Below are 17,740 nucleotides of genomic sequence, written 5' to 3' on the forward strand. Positions count from 1 at the left end.
TCGAGCGCGTTCGCGACGGCGCTGCGCATCCGCCTGCGGATCGCCGGCCCGGCCGGCCGGAACGGCCCCGAATGTCATCGCATGCCATCGCACCCATCGACGACCAGGGCCACCATGACACGATCCTCCCGGCAGTTCTCGCTCGGCGCCTTCCTGATGCAGACCGGCCACCATATCGCCGGCTGGCGCCATCCCGACGCGCAGGCCGACGCCGGCAGCAATTTCCGCCACTACGTCGAGCTGGCGCGGCTCGCCGAAGCCGCCAAATTCGACGCCGTGTTCCTGGCCGATTCGTCGGGCGTGCGCAGCACGCACCTGCCGTCGCTGGCGCGCACGGCGCGCACCGATTTCTTCGAGCCGGTCACGCTGCTGTCGGCGCTGGCCGCCGTGACCGAGCGCATCGGCCTGATCGCGACGGTGTCCACATCGTTTCACGAGCCGTACAACGTGGCGCGCCGCTTCGCCACGCTCGACCAGATCTCGGGCGGCCGCGCGGGCTGGAACCTCGTGACCTCGAGCGGCACCGCCGAGGCGCAGAACTTCAACCACGATGCGCTGCCCGATCATGCCGAACGCTACGAGCGCGCGGCCGAGTTCCATGACGTGGTGCTCGGCCTGTGGGATTCGTGGGAAGAGACGAGCTTCGTGCGCGACAAGGACAGCGGCATCTATCTCGACACCGACCGGCTCCACGTGCTGAACCATCGCGGCAAGCACTTCCAGGTGCGCGGCCCGCTCAACGTGAACCGCTCGCCGCAGGGCCGGCCGGTGATCGTGCAGGCCGGTGCGTCGGAGGACGGCCGCGCGCTGGCCGCCCGCACCGCCGAGGTGATCTTCGTCGCGCACCAGACGTTCGACGAGGCCAAGGCGTTCTACGCCGACATCAAGGGCCGCCTGCCCGCCTACGGACGCGAGCCCGACGACGTCAGGATCATGCCGGGCATCTTCCCGGTGGTGGGCCGCACCCAGGCCGAGGCAGAGGAGAAGTTCGAGGCGCTGCAATCGCGCGTGGACCCGGTGGTGGGCCTCGCGCTGCTGTCCACCGTGATCGGCGGCGTGGATCTGTCGGGCCACGACATCGACGGCCCGATTCCCGAACTGCCCGAAACCAACGGCCCGAAGAGCCGTCAGCATCTGCTGCTCGAGCTGGCGCGGCGCGACAAGCTGACGATCCGCCAGCTCTACCTGCGCATCGCGGGCGCGCGCGGCCACCAGCAGGTGGTGGGCACGCCGGCCAGCATCGCCGATCAGCTTCAGCAATGGTTCGAGGAAGGCGGCGCGGACGGTTTCAACATCATGGCGCCGTGGTTCCCGGGCGGCCTTGCCGAATTCATCGAACTCGTGCTGCCGGAACTGCGCCGGCGCGGCCTGTTCCGCAGCGAATACACCGGGCACACGCTGCGCGAGCACCTCGGGCTCAAGCGGCCCGTGCATCGCTCGGCTGCGCAAACGGCCGAAGTGGCGTGACGTCGCGGTCCGGGTAGTGCGTTGTCGCATGCCGCCCGGCAAGCAGCCGTTCACGTTGAACGGAAAGCAAGGACGACGTAGCAAATAAAAAAGCGCCGGCCCGCATTCACGGGCCGGCGCTTCGTCATGCCGGAAAGCGGCGAACCGCGCGTCAAAACTTGTGGCGGATACCCACGCGCGCGGCGATCTGGTTGGTCGTGCCGTTGCCCGACGGGCCGAAGAACGCCGTGCTCGAACCAATTTGCGCCTGCACGTCCTGCGTGCCGTTGCGGCCCGATGCCTTCTGATACACGCCCACCACGTACACGTCGGTACGCTTGCTCAGTGCGTAATCAAGGCTGGCGTCGATCTGGTTCCAGTGGCCGCCGTTCGCGTTGTGCATGCGCGTGTACGTGTAGGCCAGGCCGCCGGACAGCGCCGTCGTGAAGTTGTAGCGGCCGCCCACGTCCACCGCGTCGAGCGAGGTGGCCGCGCCGTTCAGCGCTTCGATGCGCGTGTTCGTGTACAGCGCGAACAGCGCGGCGTTGGCGAACAGGTAACGCGTGCCGATGCCGAACGTGCGCAGATCCTTGCCGCCACCCGTGCCGCCTGCGTTGACGTTCGCGATCGAGGTCGGGAACGCCGGGACTTCGGCCGTCGGGTACGAGATGTCGGTATAGGCCGCGCCCACCGAGAAGCTGCCCATCGCGTAGTTCAGGCCGAAGCTGTAGGCACGCGACGAACCGGTCGCGCCGCCAACCGGGGCCGAGCCGCTGAAGGCGCCGGCCTGGTTCGAGAAGCCGTACAACGCGCCGAACGTCACGCCCGAGAAGTTCGCCGACGAGAACTTGACCGCGTTGTTGATGCGGCTGTTCACGAGTTGGTCGAAATCGTTGATGTGGTAGGCGTAGTTGCCGGCCACGGTGTTGGTGCCGGCCGAATACTGGCCGCCCAGCACGTCGGTCGAGAACGTGTACTGGCGGCCGAACGTCAGCGAGCCGATACCGTCCTTCGTCAGGCCCACGTACGCCTGGCGGCCGAACATCGCGCCGCCCTGGTTGATCGCGCCGGTGCCGGTGTTGAAGCCGTTTTCCAACAGGAAGATGGCCTTCAGGCCGCCACCGAGGTCTTCCGAACCGCGCAGGCCCCAACGGGTGCCCTGCGCGACGCCGTCGTCGTATTTGAAGCGCTTCGCCGAGCCGGTGGCGGTGGCGCTGTGGTTGACGTAGCTGAGGCCGGTGTCGATCACGCCATACAGCGTCACGCTGCTCTGCGCATGGGCGAGCGTCGTGCCAAAGGCGGCCATGGCCGCAACGGTTGTCATTTTCTTGAGCAAGGTCGTCTCCTGCGTGCGACGCATCGCGGCCGTCTCGAAACGGCAGGCGCAATGGCGTCGAAGGTGGTGCGATTGATTGGAGTGCTGTCGAACGCCGGTTGTGCCGACGGTATCCGGTTTTGTTTATCTGGCTGTGCTGCCTTGTTTACCGGGCGCGGTGCATCGGGTGTCGTCTGACCGCGCGGCGCGAGTTTACTGCGAGCTGTCGCCCAACCCAAGCAGTGCATGCATCGGCGTGCGAATCAGTTGCAAATTTGCATCGGTTTTCCGCAAACGAGGTGGCGGAACGCGAGGCAGCGTCGGGAACGATCAAAGAATGAGCGGCAATCGGCCGGTTCCGGGCGCAACGTCGGGGAACGCGTTGCGCCCGGAAGCCGAGTCAGGCCGGATGAGGCCGAATCAGGCCAGCGGCCGGAACACGCAGCGCTCGTCGGCGTCGAGCTGCGGCAGCAGTTCGACCTCCCATTGCAGGTACTGGCGCGCGGCCGCCTTGTTGCCGGTGTGCCGGTCGTGCGTGAAGAACAGGAAATCGATGCGCTGCGCGGGGGCGAGCGCGGCCGGATCGGACGCCACGCCCCCGCCGACGGCTTCCCATGCCGCGAGCCCGCCAGCCAGCACGCTGAATTCGCAGTCCACACGATCGGGCAGATCGAGATCGGCAATGGCCCACGCGGCCAGGCGCGGATCATCCGCCACGAACGTGACCGGCGTGGCCGCCTGCGCCAGCAGCCCGGCCAGGCGCGGACGGATCGACCAGACGCTGCCGGGAATGTGCGCCTCGCCCCACGCCGCACTTGCGCGCAAGTCGACCACGCGCCCCGCATCGCGGGCCAGCCGCTCGGCAAGCGCGGCTGCGTCGATCGTGGGCAGCGGTTCGGGGTCGGCGACGGCGCCGCCGTCGAGCGCGAGGCCGCTGCGCAGCCCGCCTTCGAGCACGAACGCCTCGTGTCCGAGCTGCCGCAGCCAGCTCGCCGCAACCGGCGCGCGAATGCCGTCGTCGTCGAACACCACGACGCGCGCGTGCCGCACGCCCACGTACTGGTCCGTCGCCTGCTGCAACTGGCCGCCCGGCGCATGCTGCGCGCCGGGCAGCGTCGACGCCGCGAATTCCTCGGGCGTGCGCACGTCGCACAGATACACCGTGCGTCCCCCCGCGTCGGCCCACGCGCGCACCGTGTGCGCATCCACCCACTCGACCCCGGCGCGCGTGGCGAACGCCCGGGCCGCGTCGCGTCGCGCGGCGGAGGGCTCGACGTGGGCCGGGTAGCCGCGCGTGCTGCCATGCTCCAGCGTCAGATCGGCCAAAAACCAGCCTTGCGTGCCGTTTTCCAGCGCATACACCGGATTGGCGACGCCGAGATGCCGCAACGTCTGCGCGCCGATGATGCTGCGCGTGCGCCCCGCGCAGTTGATGACGATCGGCCGTGCGGCGTCCGCCACGATCGTGTCGATGCGGTAGGCCAGTTCGCCGTTCGGGCAGCACGCCGCACCCGGGATGTTCATCGCGCGAAATTCCGCCAGCGGGCGGCCGTCGAGCACGACCGGTGAGTCCGCGCTGCGCTGCCACTCGGCGAGCCGCTGCGCCGACACGTGCGGCGTGTGCGCGACCTGCTCCACCAGTTCGCCGAACGCCTTCGACGGCACGTTGACGCCCTTGAACAGCCCGAAGCCGGCCTCGCGCCAGGCGAGCGCGCCGCCTTCGAGCCGATGCACGGCCGTATAGCCGAGCGCTTCGAGCCGGCGCGCGGCGCGCGCGGCCGGCTGCTCGCCGTCGCCGCCCTCACCGCCTTCGCATTCGTCGTAAACAACGAGCCGCGCGCGGCGGTTCGGCGCAAGCCGGCCGACCTCGCGCTCCAGCACGCTGTAAGGCAGCGGTACCGCGAAAAACAGATGGCCTTCGCCGTACTGGCCGTGCTCGCGCACGTCGAACAGGCCGAGTTCCTCGCCGTCGCGCAACCAGCGCTTGAGGGTATCGGCGGTAATGATGGTTGGCATGCCTCAGTATCCGTAGTCGATGGGCGGAGGGTGCCCGTTTGCGTGGTAATCGCCGATCGCGCGGGTTTTATACGCGGCCGGATCGTGCACGGTGTGCGTGCGGGCGTTGCGCCAGTGGCGATCGAAGCGATGGCGGCGCAGCGTGGTCGAGGCGCCGCCCACGTCGAACAGCGCCCGCGCCGCGTCGAGCGCCGCCTCGGTGGCGATCACCTTGGCCTCGGCCGTGGCGATCGACGCCTCGGCCGCCGCCTGCGCGACACGTGCCGCCGGTGCGCCGCCGTAACGGGCCGCGCTGGCCGCCTCGATGCTCGCGGCGGCGCGCAACACCAGCACCTCGGCAGTTCTCACCCGCGCCGCGATGCGCCCGAGCGTATGCAGGATGTACGGATCGTCGGCCGCGCGCGCCACCCCGCTCTCGCGCACCGGCCGCACGCCGTCGCGTACCCAGCGGGCCATGTCGTCGAGCGCGGCCCGCGCGATGCCGGCCTCGATCGCGCAATGGATGATCTGCGAGGCCGCGCCCGTGTGATGGCGCTCGGTCTTCCAGCGGCCGGTGTGCACGACCTCGTGCGCCTCGACGCGCACCTCGATCAGCTCGGTGGTGCCGCTCAGCGTACCGCGCTGGCCCATGCCGGTCCAGTCGTCGTGGCGCACGATGCCCTCGCGCTCCGGCGGCAGCACCACCAGCACGCTGTCGCCGTCCGGGCCGACGGCCGTGATCTTCAGCAGGTCGCCGATCAGCGCGCCGGTGGAGTAATGCTTGACGCCATCGAGGCGAAACCCGTCGCCGTCGCGCCGCAGCGCCGTGCGAACCTGGCCGCGAACCGGCGCACCGCGCTCGGCCGATGCCCCGCCCACCAGCGCGCCGCGCGCCACCGGCACGAGCCAGCGCGCCTGCTGCTCGGCGCCGGCCATCAGCAGCGTGCGTTCGACGAACACGAAATGCGGCAGCAGCGCCTGCGCGACGCTCGAATCGCCGTGCGCCAGTGCGATCACGGCCTGCGCCACGTCCACGATCGAGCCGCCCGCGCCGCCATACGACACCGGCACGCGGATCGCGCCGATACGGTGCTCGCGAATTCGGTCGAACGCGGCGAGATTGGCCGCGCCGCGCGCGTCCCAGTGCGCCGCTTCGTCGGCCAGCATGGCCGACAGCGCCCGGGCGCGCGCGATCAATTCATCGGGTGAGAGCGATGCTTCGGCATCCTGAGGATCGGGAAGGCCGGCCTGGCCGGCGAGGTTCGTCACGGTCATGCCGGCTTCAGCCGCACATCGGCCAGCGACGAATAGAACAGCATCGGCCCCTTGCGCAGCCCCTGCAACTGCGCCGAATAGAAGCCGAAGAACTTCAGTTCGAGCAGGTTGATGGACGGCACCTCGGCCTGCACGAAATCCTGCAGGCGATCGATCCAGACCTGGCGGCGCGCCACGTCGCCCTCGTCCTGGATGCCTTCGATGATGCGGTCCATCTCCGGGTTCGAATAGCTCGACGCATTGCTCGACGGCACGCCCTGCTTGATGTTCTTGCTCCAGAAGCGCCGCGTCACGCCGATCTGCGGATCGGGGTAGGCCGAATACCACATCGACGCCGTATCGAAATCGCGCTCCGTATACAGCTTGCGGATCACGCTCGGCAGATCGAGATTGACGAGCTTCATCTCCACGCCGACATTCTTCAGTTGCTGACGCATGAATTCGGCCGCGCGCAGGTACACGTCGCCATACGACACCTCGGTGATGTGGTCGATGCGCAGGCGTACCCCATCGGCACCGCGCTTCAGGCCCGCTTCGTCGAGCAACTGCTCGGCCCGCTTCGGATCGAAGCCGTATTGCGGCAGGCCCGGCTTGAAGAACTGCTTCTGGTAGCTCGGCACGCAGCTCTGCGCGACGTCGGCCAGCCCGTACCAGACGATGCGCGCCATCGCCGCGCGGTCGATCGCATGCGCGAACGCCTGACGCACGCGGATGTCGTCGAACGTCTTGCGGCGGTAGTTGAAATCGAAGAAGAACATCGGCGCGGGGGCCTGCCAGCCCACGGTGTCGAGCACCAGCTTCGGATCCTTGCGCAGGCGCGCGACATCGCTCTCGGGCACCGGGTTGTTGGCTGCGAACTGGATCTCGCCGTTCTCCAGCGCCGCCGCGCGCGAGGCCGCGTCCGGCACCATCTTGAAGATCACGCGGTCGAGATACGGCTTGTCCTCCTTGCCGCTCGGCCCTTTGTCCCAATAGTGAGGATTGCGTTCCAACAGCACGTGGCTGCCGCGCACCCACTCCTTGAAGACGAACGCGCCGTTGCCGATCGGCTTGGTGTTCCAGGGGTTCGTCAGCGGGTTCGTGCCTTCGTACAGGTGCTTTGGCACGATCTGGGTTTCCGTGCCGAACAGCACGGCCCACAGCACCGGTGACGGCCCGCTCAGGCGAAACACCACGGTGTGCGGGTCGGGCGTATCGATGCCGATCACCTTCGACAGATTCGACGCCCCGCGCGGATGCGTCTTCTTCACGACGTTCTCGATCGAATACTTGACATCGTCCGACGTGAACGGCGCACCGTCGTGCCATGTCACGTTCTTGCGCAGACGGAACGTGATCGACTTGCCGTCGCGCGCGGTGACCCACGATTCGGCCAGTTGCGGCTGCGGGCAGTATGCGTTGTCGTAGGACAGCAGGCCGTCGAACAGGCTCGCCGAGATCACCACGGCCGGGCTCGAGATATTGATGCCGGCCACCAGCCCGGCCGGCTCGGGCGTGACGTTGGCGATCAGCGTGCCGCCGCGCAGTTGCGAGCCGGGCAGCGCCGCGGCCAGCGCCTGCGCGGCGTTGGCGGACGACAGCAGGCCGGAGCCGGTGCCGGCCAGCATCAGTTGCAGCAGTTGGCGGCGATTCAGGTGTCGCAGGTCGAAGCTCATGAAGATCCCGGGGAGAAGCGTCAGTAGGAGAACGTAAGCGGCGGCGCGGCGCCGTTGACGACGTGGTTGCCGACCGCGCGGCACTTGTAGGCGAGCGGATCGTGCGTCGTGTGGGTGCGCGCATTGCGCCAGTGGCGGTCGAAGTTGTCGGCGCGCAGCGTCATCGCCGCGCCGCCCGCGTCGTACATGCGCTCGGTCACGTCGAGCGCGGCCTCGGTCGAGACGATCTTCGCCTGCGCGACGGCAATCGACGCCGCGATCGCGGTGTCGTGAACATCGACTTCGGCCGCCGCGCCGAAGCGCGCCTCGGCCGCGATATCGAGCACGCGCGCGGCCTCGTCGACCATGGCTTCGGCGGCATGGATCGATGCCGCCATGCGGCCCACCGTTTGCAGTACGTACGGGTCCTGCGACGCGCTGGTCACCCCGCTCTCGCGCACCGGCCGGGCGCGCTGCCGCGCCCACGCGGCGGCGTCGTCGAGCGCGGCCAGGCCGATGCCGATCTCGATCGCCGCGTGGAGGAGCTGCGCGGCCGCGCCGGTGTGATGCGGGCGCGCGGTCCACGGCGCCATCCGCATCACCTCGTCCGCATGCACCGTCACGCGGTGCATGCGCGTGGTGCCGCTCGCGCTGCCGCGCTGGCCCATGCCGTCCCAGTCGTCGATCCGTTCGATGCCGGCGCGATCGGCCGGCACCAGCGCCGCCACCATCTCGCCGGCCTCGTCGAGCGCGCGGATCTTCAGCACGTCGGCATACAGCGCGCCGGTCGAGTAATGCTTCACGCCGTCGAGCACGAAATGGCTTCCGTCGCGCACGAGACGCGTCTGCATCTCGCCGCGAAACTGCCCGCCGCGCTCGGCCGCCGCGCCGCCGAACAGCACGCCCGCCGCCGCGAGCGGCAACAGGCGCCGGTGCTGTGCGGCGCTGCCCATCAGGCGCAAGCGTTCGACCAACACGAAATGCGCGAGAAACGCCTGCGCCACGTTCGGATCGCCCTTCGCAAGCGTCACGAACACCGCCGCGACCTCGCGCCAGCCAGCCCCCGCGCCGCCGAATTCACTTGGCACGCGCAGCGCCGTCAGGCGCGTGTCGCGCAATGCACGCATCGCGCCGAACGGCAGGATTCGCTCGCGATCCGCCTGCGCCGACGCTTCGGCGAGGCTTGCGCCCAGCGCGCGGGCCGCATCATGCAGCGCGGCAAGCTCGACAGGCGCCGGGATCGGCGGCTCGGCATCGAGCCGCCTCGCCTGCTCGGGTCTGATTTCGTTCATACGGAAGGAATCCTTATTAACTACGCTGGATGGGCATCCGCGCCTTGCCGGTCCGGTCAGTGACGCAACCCCGCCTGCCGCAGCAACGGCAGCACGGCCTCACCGAAGTAGGCCAGGTCCGGCTCGAAGTCGTAGAACGTCAATTGCAGGCCGTCGATGCCCGCCTCGCGCAGTCGCCGGATCTGCTCGACGATCTGCTCCGGGCTGCCGATCAACTGGATGTTGCCGCCCACGGCCTTCTGGTCGCGCTGGTGGCCGAGAAACGCCTGGCTGTCGCGTTGCTGCGCCGAGGCGAAGAAGTTGTCGACGGCCACCCGGTCCTGCGCGCCGACGATCGCATCGTGATAGGCCCGGGCCTCGCGCTCGGTCGGCCGGCAGATCACCATCGGGTTGATCAGCGTGCGCAACGCGCGACCGTGCTGCGCCGCACGCGCCTTGATGTTCGCGCAGTGAGCCGGCAGCACCGCGAGCGACGCCTCCAGCTCCGCGCCGGCCGGGCTCGTGACGAACACGATGTCGGAATGGCGCGCGGCGAACTCGATGCCGGCGGGCGAACCGGTGGCGTTGACGAGCAACGGGCGGCCGAACGCCGGCTTCGGCGAAACGTAAGCGTTCTCGCTGGCCCAATATTCGCCGCGCAGGTCCACATTGCCGGTGCTCTGCCAATAGGTTTTCAGGAAGCGCACGAACTCGTCGGCCATGCGATAACGCGCGTCGTGCTCGATTTGCGGCTTGCCGAACATGCGCGCGTGGCTGTCGAGGTTGCCGGTCACCACGTTGATGCCCCAGCGGCCCTGCGTGATGCTGTCGAGCGTCGCGCCGAACTTGGCCAGATGCAGCGGGTGCCACGGCCCGTACAGCACATGGATCGTCGAGATCAGCAGGATGCGCTGCGTCACGCTCGCAAGCGCGGCGGTGGTCACGAACGGATCAAGGCTGTCCTCGCGGTAGCGGATCTCGCCGCCATGGCCGCCCTTCGGGTTCCACTGCGCGAGGCCGAACACCAGATCGAGGCCCAGCGCTTCGGCCTGCAGCGTGAGCCGCCGGTTGTAGTCGAAGCGCCAATCGGTGCCGCGCGGCAACGTGGACGGGCTCCAGCCGCCGCTCTGGATCGGCAGGAACAGGCCCAGCAGGAACGGCTGCGCCCAGACGCGGGCCAGCGGGCTGCCCGGCAGGTCGGCGGGCGAAACATCGGGCAGCGGCGGGAAATCGGTAGCGTGGCTCATGGCGATCCGTGGGTCGGAATGCCGCGATGTTAGGAGCGCGGCGGCCCGGGTCGAACCATGAATCGGGAATAACCTTATGCCTCGATGCGCGATTTCGATGGGCGAGCGCCTGCCTCACGCCAAGCCATCGCCATTATCTTGCTGAAATTACGGTGTTTTTTATTTCCGACCCGAAACCGGCAGCCTGCCGATAGATCGGTTTTGCTTATGAATTTTGTTCGGAGGCTTAAGGATTGCCGCGCACCACGCGGCGCTGCACCGGCATCACGCGCGACAGCAGATCGAACGCCTGGCGCGCCAGCGAATTGGCGTTGTGCGGGCGAATCCACAGGTAGTAATGCACGTCCGGCAGGCGCGGCAGGCCATCGCTGTCGCCCAGCACGCGCAGCTCGGGCCCGAGCAGTTCGATGCTGCGCGCCGTCACGCCCAGTTGCGCGCGCAGCGCCGCCTTCACGCCGAGCAGGTTCGACGCCACGTAGGCCTCGCGCCAGCGCATGCGCGCGGCGTCGAGCGCCTCGATCGCGAGGCGGCCGAAGATGCTCGGCTCGTCGGCCAGCACGAGCGGAATCGGTGCGTGCCGCACATGTTCGTATTGCGACGCGCAAATCCACACCGTGGGCGAGGTGCGCAGCAGAACACCGTCGAGCGAAGCATCCTCGCGCGTGGACAGCGTCATGTCGATCTCGCCGCGATGCAGCGCTTCCATCAGGAACGGGCTGCGCCCCACGTCCAGCTCGATGCGCAGGCCCGGCGCCCAGCGCGCGATATGGGCGAGGATCGGCGGCAGCAGCGTGTCGGACACGTCGTGCGGCGAGCCGATGCGCAGCACGCCGGCCTGCGCGCCGCTGATCGCCGACTGAATCGCGTCGTCGTTGATCCGCAGTAGCTCGCGCGCGTGGCCGAGCAACTGCAATGCGCCCGGCGTCAGCAGCTTGTTGCGCCCTTCCTTGCGGAACAGCGGCACGCCCACCAGCGCTTCGAGCCGCTGCATCTGCTGGCTCACGGCGGCCTGGCTGCGGCCGATGCGCAGGCCCGCGCCGGCAAAGCTGCGCGCGTCGGCCACCGCCACGAAGGTGCGCAGGAGTTCGAGATCCAGATTCTTCATGGCGGCACTGTAGCGTCAAACCATGCGGCCGGTGCGGCACAAGGCCGTTTTCAACGCTCGGCCCACAGTTCGACATCCTGAATTTCCATCATGGCGTCGTAATCGACACCACAACGCCATTCGCATCGCTCACCCGCCACGCCCGTCGAACGCCCCTTCGCAATCGGCAAGCAGTTCGCACAACGCATCGAACACGAGCCGAACCCGCGCCGGCACCGGCGTGCGCTGCGCGCGATAGACGTACAGCGTGGAAGGCGGCGGGCGCAGGTGCTCGAGCAAGGGCACCAATCGCCCCTCGCGCAGCATCGGCAACGCGAGATGCCCCGGCAGTTGGCCGATGCCGACGCCGGCCAGCACCGCCTCGAATTCCGCCTCGGGATCGTCGGCCACCCACACCGGCCGCGCCGGCACGCTCTGCTCGCCGTCGGCGAACAGCCACGGCCATGGCCGGCCCGTGTTGCGGTCGATCAGCACCGTCAGCGGCGCCTGCAGCAATGCGTCCTTGTCGGCCGGCGCAGCGGCGCGCGCGAGGAACGCCGGCGCGGCAACGATATGCAGCGCGGCCTTCGACACCGCCTTCGCGACGAAACGGCTGTCGCGCATCGGCCCGATCCGCACGCCGACGTCGATCTGCTCGTCCACCACGTCCGCCAGCACCTCCGACAAGCGCAGGTCGACCACCAGCCCGCGATGCGCGGCCAGCAGCGGCGCGAGGCCGGGCGCGATGAAGCGGCGCCCCACCGCGCCCGGCGCGGCGATCCGCACGAGGCCGGCCGGCTCGTCGTGCGCGAGCTGCGGCTCGGTCGCGAACAGGCCGTCGACCTGCGCGATCGCCTCGGCGCTGCGCCTTGCCAGTTGCTCGCCGAAATGCGTCAGGCGCACGCCGCGCGTGCTGCGATGAAACAGCAATTCGCCCAGGTTCTCCTCCAGTTGCTGAATGCAACGGGTGATGACCTGCGGCGAGACGCCGAGCCTGACGGCCGCGTCGCGAAAATTGGGGCTTTCCGCCGCCACGCAGAACATGCGCAGCGCTTCGAATCGATTCATGCGTGATCCCGTTGGCGGGAATTCCGTCTGGAGGAATTCCAAATTCGCCGGAAGTTCATTTATTTGCCCGCGCGACGCCGTCACACTCGGCGCTGTCGATCCGACAAGCCGCCCGCGGGGCGCGGCAGGCGCCGGAAAGTATCGCAGAAAGGCCTGTGCCCCGCGCGCCGCCCGCCCGAAAGCACTTCGTATTCGTATGCAGTACCAAACGTCTCACTCAAGGAAAACACCATGCCTTCCGTTCTGATGATCCTGACCAGCGCCACCGCGTGGACCCAACGCGACGGCTCGCAACGCCCGACCGGCTTCTGGGGCGAGGAATTCGTCGTGCCGCACCAGGTCCTGCTGGCGGCCGGCGTCGACGTCACGCTGGCCACGCCGGGCGGCGCGCCGGCCACGGTGGACGAACTGAGCCTGTCCGCGCAGGCCAATCACGGCGACACCGCCAAGGTCGACGCGATCCGCGCGCATCTCGCGCAGCATGCCGCCGCGCTGGCCTCGCCGCAACGCATCGAGGCGCTCGACGCCGCCGCGTTCGACGCCGTGTTCGTGCCGGGCGGACACGGCCCGATGCAGGACCTGGCCGTCAACGAAAGCGTGGGCCGCGCGCTGTCCACCGCGCTCGCCGATCCGCGCAAGGTGGTGGCGGCCGTGTGCCACGGGCAGGCCAGCTTCCTGGCCGCCGGCGACGCAGCGGGCTGGGCCTTCAAGGGCCGCCGCCTGACCGCGTTCACCAACGACGAGGAAACCCAGGTCGGCCTCGCCGCCAACGCACCGTGGCTGCTGGAGGACCGCCTGCGCGCGGCCGGCGCGGCGTTCGAGGCGGGCGCGCCGTGGGGGCCGCACGTGGTGGTGGACGGCAATCTCGTCACCGGCCAGAACCCGGCGTCGGCCGACGCGGCCGCCCGCGCCGTGCTGGAGCTGCTGGCCCGGGAAACGGCAGCGCACTGAGCCCTGTCCAACCAGCCGCGCCCGCCGCAGCGGCATGCCGGGGCGCGGCCGACACGCGCCCCCGCACCACCGAGGTGCCGATACCCGCCCATCGATCAGGGGAATTTCTATATATCGCGATATTCCGATATAGTCGATCCCCGACGACGATACAATCGGGTCCCGCCGTTCACCCGCACGACTCATGACGCTCGATTTCGACGCGATCCACAAGGCGCTTGCCAACCCGGTCCGCCGCGAGATTCTCGCGTGGCTCAAGGATCCGCCCCGGCATTTCCCGGAACAGGCCGAACACGCCTCGTTCCGCGACGGTGTGTGCGCCGGCCAGATCGACGCGCGCTGCGGCTTGTCGCAATCGACCGTGTCGGCCCATCTCTCGACGCTGCAACGCGCCGGGCTGGTGGAATCCTCGCGGGTCGGGCAATGGGTGTTCTTCCGCCGCAACGAGGCGGCGATCCAGGCCTTCGTCGATCAGTTGCAGACCAGCCTGTGACGGCAATGCCGCCGCACCGGCCCACCTTCATTCGATAAGGAGTCCTCCATGCCCACCCTGTTCGATCCGCTCGTCGCGGGCGACCTGACGCTGCCGAACCGCATCGTGATGGCGCCGCTCACGCGCGCCCGCGCCGGCAGCGCTCGCGTGCCGAACGCGCTGATGGCGCGCTACTACGCGGAGCGCGCCTCCGCGGGCCTGATCCTGACCGAGGCCACCTCGGTCACGCCGCAGGGCGTCGGTTACGCCGACACGCCCGGCATCTGGTCCGACGAACAGGTCGAGGGCTGGAAGCTCGTGACGAAGGCCGTGCACGACGCGGGCGGACGCATCGTCATGCAGTTGTGGCACGTGGGCCGCGTGTCGGACCCGATCTTCCTGAACGGCGACCTGCCGGTGGCGCCCAGCGCGATCGCGGCCGGCGGCAACGTCAGCCTGGTGCGCCCGGAGCGCGCCTTCGTCACGCCGCGTGCGCTCGAACTCGACGAAATTCCCGGCGTCATCGCGGCCTATCGCAAGGGCGCCGAAAACGCCAAGCTGGCCGGCTTCGACGGCGTGGAAATCCACGGCGCGAACGGCTATCTGCCGGACCAGTTCCTGCAGGACAGCACCAACCATCGCACCGACGCCTACGGCGGCTCGATCGAAAACCGCGCGCGCCTGCTGCTCGAAGCAACCGACGCGGCGATCGACGTGTGGGGCGCATCGCGCGTCGGCGTGCACCTGTCGCCGCGCGGCGACGCCCACACGATGGGCGATTCGGACCCGGCCGCCACGTTCGGCTACGTCGCGCGCGAACTCGGCCGCCGCAAGATCGCGTTCATCTTCGCGCGCGAGAGCCTCGGCGAGAACCGCCTCGGCCCGCAACTGAAGCAGGCGTTCGGCGGCGCGTACATCGCCAACGAAGCGTTCACGCTCGACAGCGCGCAAGCCACGCTCGCGGCCGGCGAAGCCGATGCCGTGGCCTGGGGCAAGCTGTTCATCGCGAACCCGGATCTGCCGCGCCGCTTCGAGATCGGCGCCGAGCTGAACGCGCCGGTGCCGTCCACGTTCTATGCCGAAGGCGAAACGGGCTATACGGATTACCCGCCGCTGGCGAAGGTCGCCTGACGCCGACGGCCCACGGCACGGGGCGCCCGCCCCGTCTCGACGCGCCATGACAAAAACGGCCGCCGCTTCGCGCTCCGCTGCGCGAACGGCGGCCGTTTTGACTGTGGCGCGCGCCCTGTCAAATCAGATTTCCTGAACCGTACGTCAGCCAAACTCGTTTGCCGCCCCCCGCGCGTTCGCGTCCAATCGTGTCATCGACAACCATCGGCATGACGAAGCATCGCGGAGAACCACAACGATGAATACGATCCGGCTCGTGACGCTGGCCGCCATCTGGGGCGCCTCGTTCCTGTTCATGCGGATGGGCGCGCCGCATTTCGGCGTGGTGCCGCTGATCGCGCTGCGGGTGGCGATCGCGGCCGTGCTGCTCGCGCCGGTGTTGCGCGATGCGGGCGCGCGCCGCGAATTCCGCACGCACTGGCGGCCGCTCGCAGTGGTGGGCGTGATGAACTCCGCGCTGCCGTTCTGCCTGCTGACGTTCGCGGCGCTGTCGCTGACGGCCGGCGTCGATTCGATCCTCAACGCCACCACGCCGCTGTGGACGGCGATCGTCGCGTTCGTCTGGCTGCGGGCGCCGATGAAGCGCCAGCAGGTGGCGGGCCTCGCACTCGGCTTCGTGGGCGTGCTGATCCTCGCGGGCGGTGAGTTCGGTCACGGCGGCACGCTGCCAGCGGTGGCCGCCGCGCTGCTCGCCACGCTGTCGTACGGCTTCGCCGGCAATTACTCGAAGCGCACGCTCGCGCAGGTCCGGCCGTTCGTGTCGGCGTTCGGCAGCCAGGTGTTCGCGGCCGTGGTGCTGGTGCCGGCGGCCATCCCGTTGTGGCCGGCCGGGCCGCTCGCGCCTCTCGACTGGCTGTCGGTCGCGCTGCTCGGCACGGTGTGCACGGCGCTGGCGTATCTGCTGTATTTCCGGCTGATTCAGGATGCCGGCGCGCAATACGCGGCGTCGGTCACGTTCCTGATTCCGGTGTTCGGCCTGGTGTGGGGCGCGATCTTCCTGCGCGAGGCGATCACGGCGCAAGCCGTGGCCGGCTGCGCGGTGATCCTGCTCGGCACGGCGCTGGCCTCGGGCAAGCTCGGCGGCCGGCTGCCGCTGGCCTCGCGGCGCTGAATCTCACGCTCGCGTTTGCATCCGCCTCACGCGCGCCGCACCAGCACCACCCGCTCGGCCTCCGCAACCTTGACGAAATCCGACGGCAGCTTCGGCAGCAGCAGCGCCGGCGCGGCCAGCCACGAGCACAGCGAGTTCTTGGAGAAGCAATCGCGCACGACATCCGAGATGCCGTCCTCGGATTCGCACTCCAGCTCCCACCCGCCCGCCACCACGAACGCACTGGCATAACGCGCCGCCAGATCGCGCGCACGCAGCACATGCGCCTCCAGTTGCGCATCCGGCGTATCGGTCGGCAACGGGAACGACAGCGTGATCCGGCTGCCCGACTCGCTCTCCTCGATGCCCACGCAACTGCGCGCGCCGGCCGATTCGCCGAGCCATTCGCCGTACAGGAACAGCAGTTCGTGCTCGGGCTCCAGGTCCTGCAACAGCGCCTCGCCTTCGGGCCAGGCCAGGCTTTCCCATTCTTCCGTCTCGTAGCTGAACAGGCTCGCTTCCTTGAATTCGCCGAACAGCGGCAGATAGGTGTCGCGCACGGCGAACGCGAGCGCCACGCGCTCCTCGTGGTTCAGCGCGCGGCTCAGGACGATGGGGATATTGAAACGTTCGGACATGATTCAGGATTCCTTCAGGATATTCGGTTGGATGGCTCGCCCGCCGGCTCGCTGACCTGCTGGAGCCACTCGCGAAACGCGACGATCTTCCATTCGTCGCGTCGCGCCGCATCGCACACGGCGTAATAGGCAAAGCGGGTCGGCCACGGCCGCTCGATCACGCGCACGAGCCGCCCGGCGGCCACGTCGTCGCGCGCATACACGTCGCGCACCAGCGCGATCCCCTGCCCGGCCAGCGCGGCGCGAATCAGCAGCGTGTCGTCGCTGTAGCGCGTGCCGCGCGAGGCGCGCGCATCCTCGGTGCCGAACGCGCGCAGCCACAAGGTCCAGTCGGCGCGGTCGGCATCCTGCAACAGCGCATACGCAAGGCAATCGGCCGGCTCGTGCACCGGGCGCGACGAGTCGAGCAGCGCCGGGCTGCACACCGGCCACAGCTCGGGCGCCCACAATGGCCAGACCGCATGGCCGGGGTAATCGCCGAGGCCATGGCGGATCGCGATGTCGGCATGGCCGCGCCGCAAATCCACCAGCGCAGCGCCGCTGTCGATCTCGATGTCGAGTTCGGGGTACGCGGCCTGGAACGCGGCCAGGCGCGGAATCAGCCAGTTGCCGGCGAACGACGCGGTAGTGGTCACGTTCAGGCGCGCGCCGCGGCCCGGTTCGCCGCGCAGCGCATCCCACGCGCCGCCGATCTCGAGAAACTGCGGCGCGATGCGCGCGTAGAAAGCACGCGCGGCATCGGTCGGCGTCAGTTCGCGCGCGCCGCGCACGAACAGCGGCATCGCCAGCCGCTCCTCCAGGTTGCGGATCTGCTGGCTGACCGCGCCCGGCGACACGCACAGCGCCTCGGCGGCCTGCTTCATGCTGCCCGCGCGCACCACCTCGACGAAGGTATGCAACGCGGCAAGCGGCAGCGACGAACTCATGAAGGTGGAATCTCCGCAGAGAACAGGGATAACGAACAAGGCAGGGTGAGCGCGAATTATCCGTCAGCGCCGCGCCGGATGCGACAGCGGCGCGCACGCACCGGTTCATTATTTATACCCGGATAATATTGACAGTTAATTTACACCCGGATATAAATACGATCCTTCGCCGCCCGAGCGGCCCATGGAACCTGCCC

Annotated in this window: 15 protein-coding genes; 5 read left to right on the forward strand and 10 right to left on the reverse strand. The window is 69.0% G+C overall.

Translation table 11 applies throughout. The features are described from left to right. The first annotated feature begins 114 nt into the window (after positions 1–114). Entirely contained in the window at positions 115–1,467 is a 1,353-nt protein-coding gene (locus AB4850_RS09505; protein WP_414439569.1) for an LLM class flavin-dependent oxidoreductase, read from the forward strand. 151 nt (positions 1,468–1,618) lie between these two features. Here the strand turns inward: AB4850_RS09505 and AB4850_RS09510 are convergent, their stop codons facing one another. The 8 genes from AB4850_RS09510 to AB4850_RS09545 form a co-directional block, all read right to left on the reverse strand. Continuing rightward, on the reverse strand, positions 1,619–2,782 hold the full coding sequence (locus AB4850_RS09510; RefSeq protein ID WP_414441995.1) for a porin: 1,164 nt from the start codon (positions 2,780–2,782) through the stop codon (positions 1,619–1,621). 399 nt (positions 2,783–3,181) lie between these two features. Further along, positions 3,182–4,777, reverse strand: a complete 1,596-nt coding sequence (locus AB4850_RS09515; RefSeq protein ID WP_414439570.1) for a rhodanese-like domain-containing protein — start codon at positions 4,775–4,777, stop codon at positions 3,182–3,184. A gap of 3 nt (positions 4,778–4,780) precedes the next feature. Then, positions 4,781–6,031, reverse strand: coding sequence for an acyl-CoA dehydrogenase family protein (locus tag AB4850_RS09520; protein WP_414439571.1), 1,251 nt, complete (start codon positions 6,029–6,031; stop codon positions 4,781–4,783). Beyond that, positions 6,028–7,686: an ABC transporter substrate-binding protein gene (locus AB4850_RS09525; protein ID WP_414439572.1), complete on the reverse strand. Its 1,659-nt coding sequence runs from the start codon at positions 7,684–7,686 to the stop codon at positions 6,028–6,030. Before AB4850_RS09525 ends, AB4850_RS09520 begins: the two co-directional genes overlap by 4 nt. Positions 7,687–7,706: 20 nt before the next feature. After that, positions 7,707–8,957, reverse strand: coding sequence for an acyl-CoA dehydrogenase family protein (locus AB4850_RS09530; protein WP_414439573.1), 1,251 nt, complete (start codon positions 8,955–8,957; stop codon positions 7,707–7,709). Between the two features lie 56 nt (positions 8,958–9,013). Further along, positions 9,014–10,183, reverse strand: coding sequence for an LLM class flavin-dependent oxidoreductase (locus AB4850_RS09535; RefSeq protein WP_414439574.1), 1,170 nt, complete (start codon positions 10,181–10,183; stop codon positions 9,014–9,016). Positions 10,184–10,409: 226 nt separating this feature from the next. Next, positions 10,410–11,288: a LysR substrate-binding domain-containing protein gene (locus AB4850_RS09540; protein ID WP_414439575.1), complete on the reverse strand. Its 879-nt coding sequence runs from the start codon at positions 11,286–11,288 to the stop codon at positions 10,410–10,412. A 129-nt stretch (positions 11,289–11,417) separates the two neighbouring features. Next, positions 11,418–12,335, reverse strand: coding sequence for a LysR family transcriptional regulator (locus AB4850_RS09545; protein WP_414439576.1), 918 nt, complete (start codon positions 12,333–12,335; stop codon positions 11,418–11,420). A 231-nt stretch (positions 12,336–12,566) separates the two neighbouring features. Here AB4850_RS09545 and AB4850_RS09550 point away from each other — a divergent pair, with 231 nt between their 5' ends. From AB4850_RS09550 to AB4850_RS09565, 4 genes are all read left to right on the forward strand, one after another. Then, positions 12,567–13,286, forward strand: a complete 720-nt coding sequence (locus AB4850_RS09550) for a type 1 glutamine amidotransferase domain-containing protein (RefSeq protein ID WP_414439577.1) — start codon at positions 12,567–12,569, stop codon at positions 13,284–13,286. A 184-nt stretch (positions 13,287–13,470) separates the two neighbouring features. After that, on the forward strand, positions 13,471–13,779 hold the full coding sequence (locus tag AB4850_RS09555) for an ArsR/SmtB family transcription factor (protein WP_414439578.1): 309 nt from the start codon (positions 13,471–13,473) through the stop codon (positions 13,777–13,779). Positions 13,780–13,827: 48 nt separating this feature from the next. Further along, positions 13,828–14,889, forward strand: a complete 1,062-nt coding sequence (locus AB4850_RS09560) for an alkene reductase (RefSeq protein WP_414439579.1) — start codon at positions 13,828–13,830, stop codon at positions 14,887–14,889. A gap of 238 nt (positions 14,890–15,127) precedes the next feature. Then, positions 15,128–16,000 carry a DMT family transporter gene (locus AB4850_RS09565; RefSeq protein WP_414439580.1) on the forward strand — a complete coding sequence of 291 codons (873 nt, stop codon included), beginning with the start codon at positions 15,128–15,130 and terminating at the stop codon, positions 15,998–16,000. A gap of 26 nt (positions 16,001–16,026) precedes the next feature. Here AB4850_RS09565 and AB4850_RS09570 read toward each other — a convergent pair whose 3' ends face one another. After that, complete coding sequence (locus tag AB4850_RS09570; RefSeq protein ID WP_414439581.1) at positions 16,027–16,617, reverse strand: hypothetical protein; 591 nt, start codon at positions 16,615–16,617, stop codon at positions 16,027–16,029. A 14-nt stretch (positions 16,618–16,631) separates the two neighbouring features. Further along, positions 16,632–17,543, reverse strand: coding sequence for a LysR substrate-binding domain-containing protein (locus tag AB4850_RS09575; RefSeq protein WP_414439582.1), 912 nt, complete (start codon positions 17,541–17,543; stop codon positions 16,632–16,634). Between the last annotated feature and the right edge of the window lie 197 nt (positions 17,544–17,740).

Source organism: Burkholderia sp. 22PA0106, from assembly GCF_047497155.1.
In the GTDB taxonomy this organism is placed as follows: Bacteria; Pseudomonadota; Gammaproteobacteria; order Burkholderiales; family Burkholderiaceae; genus Burkholderia.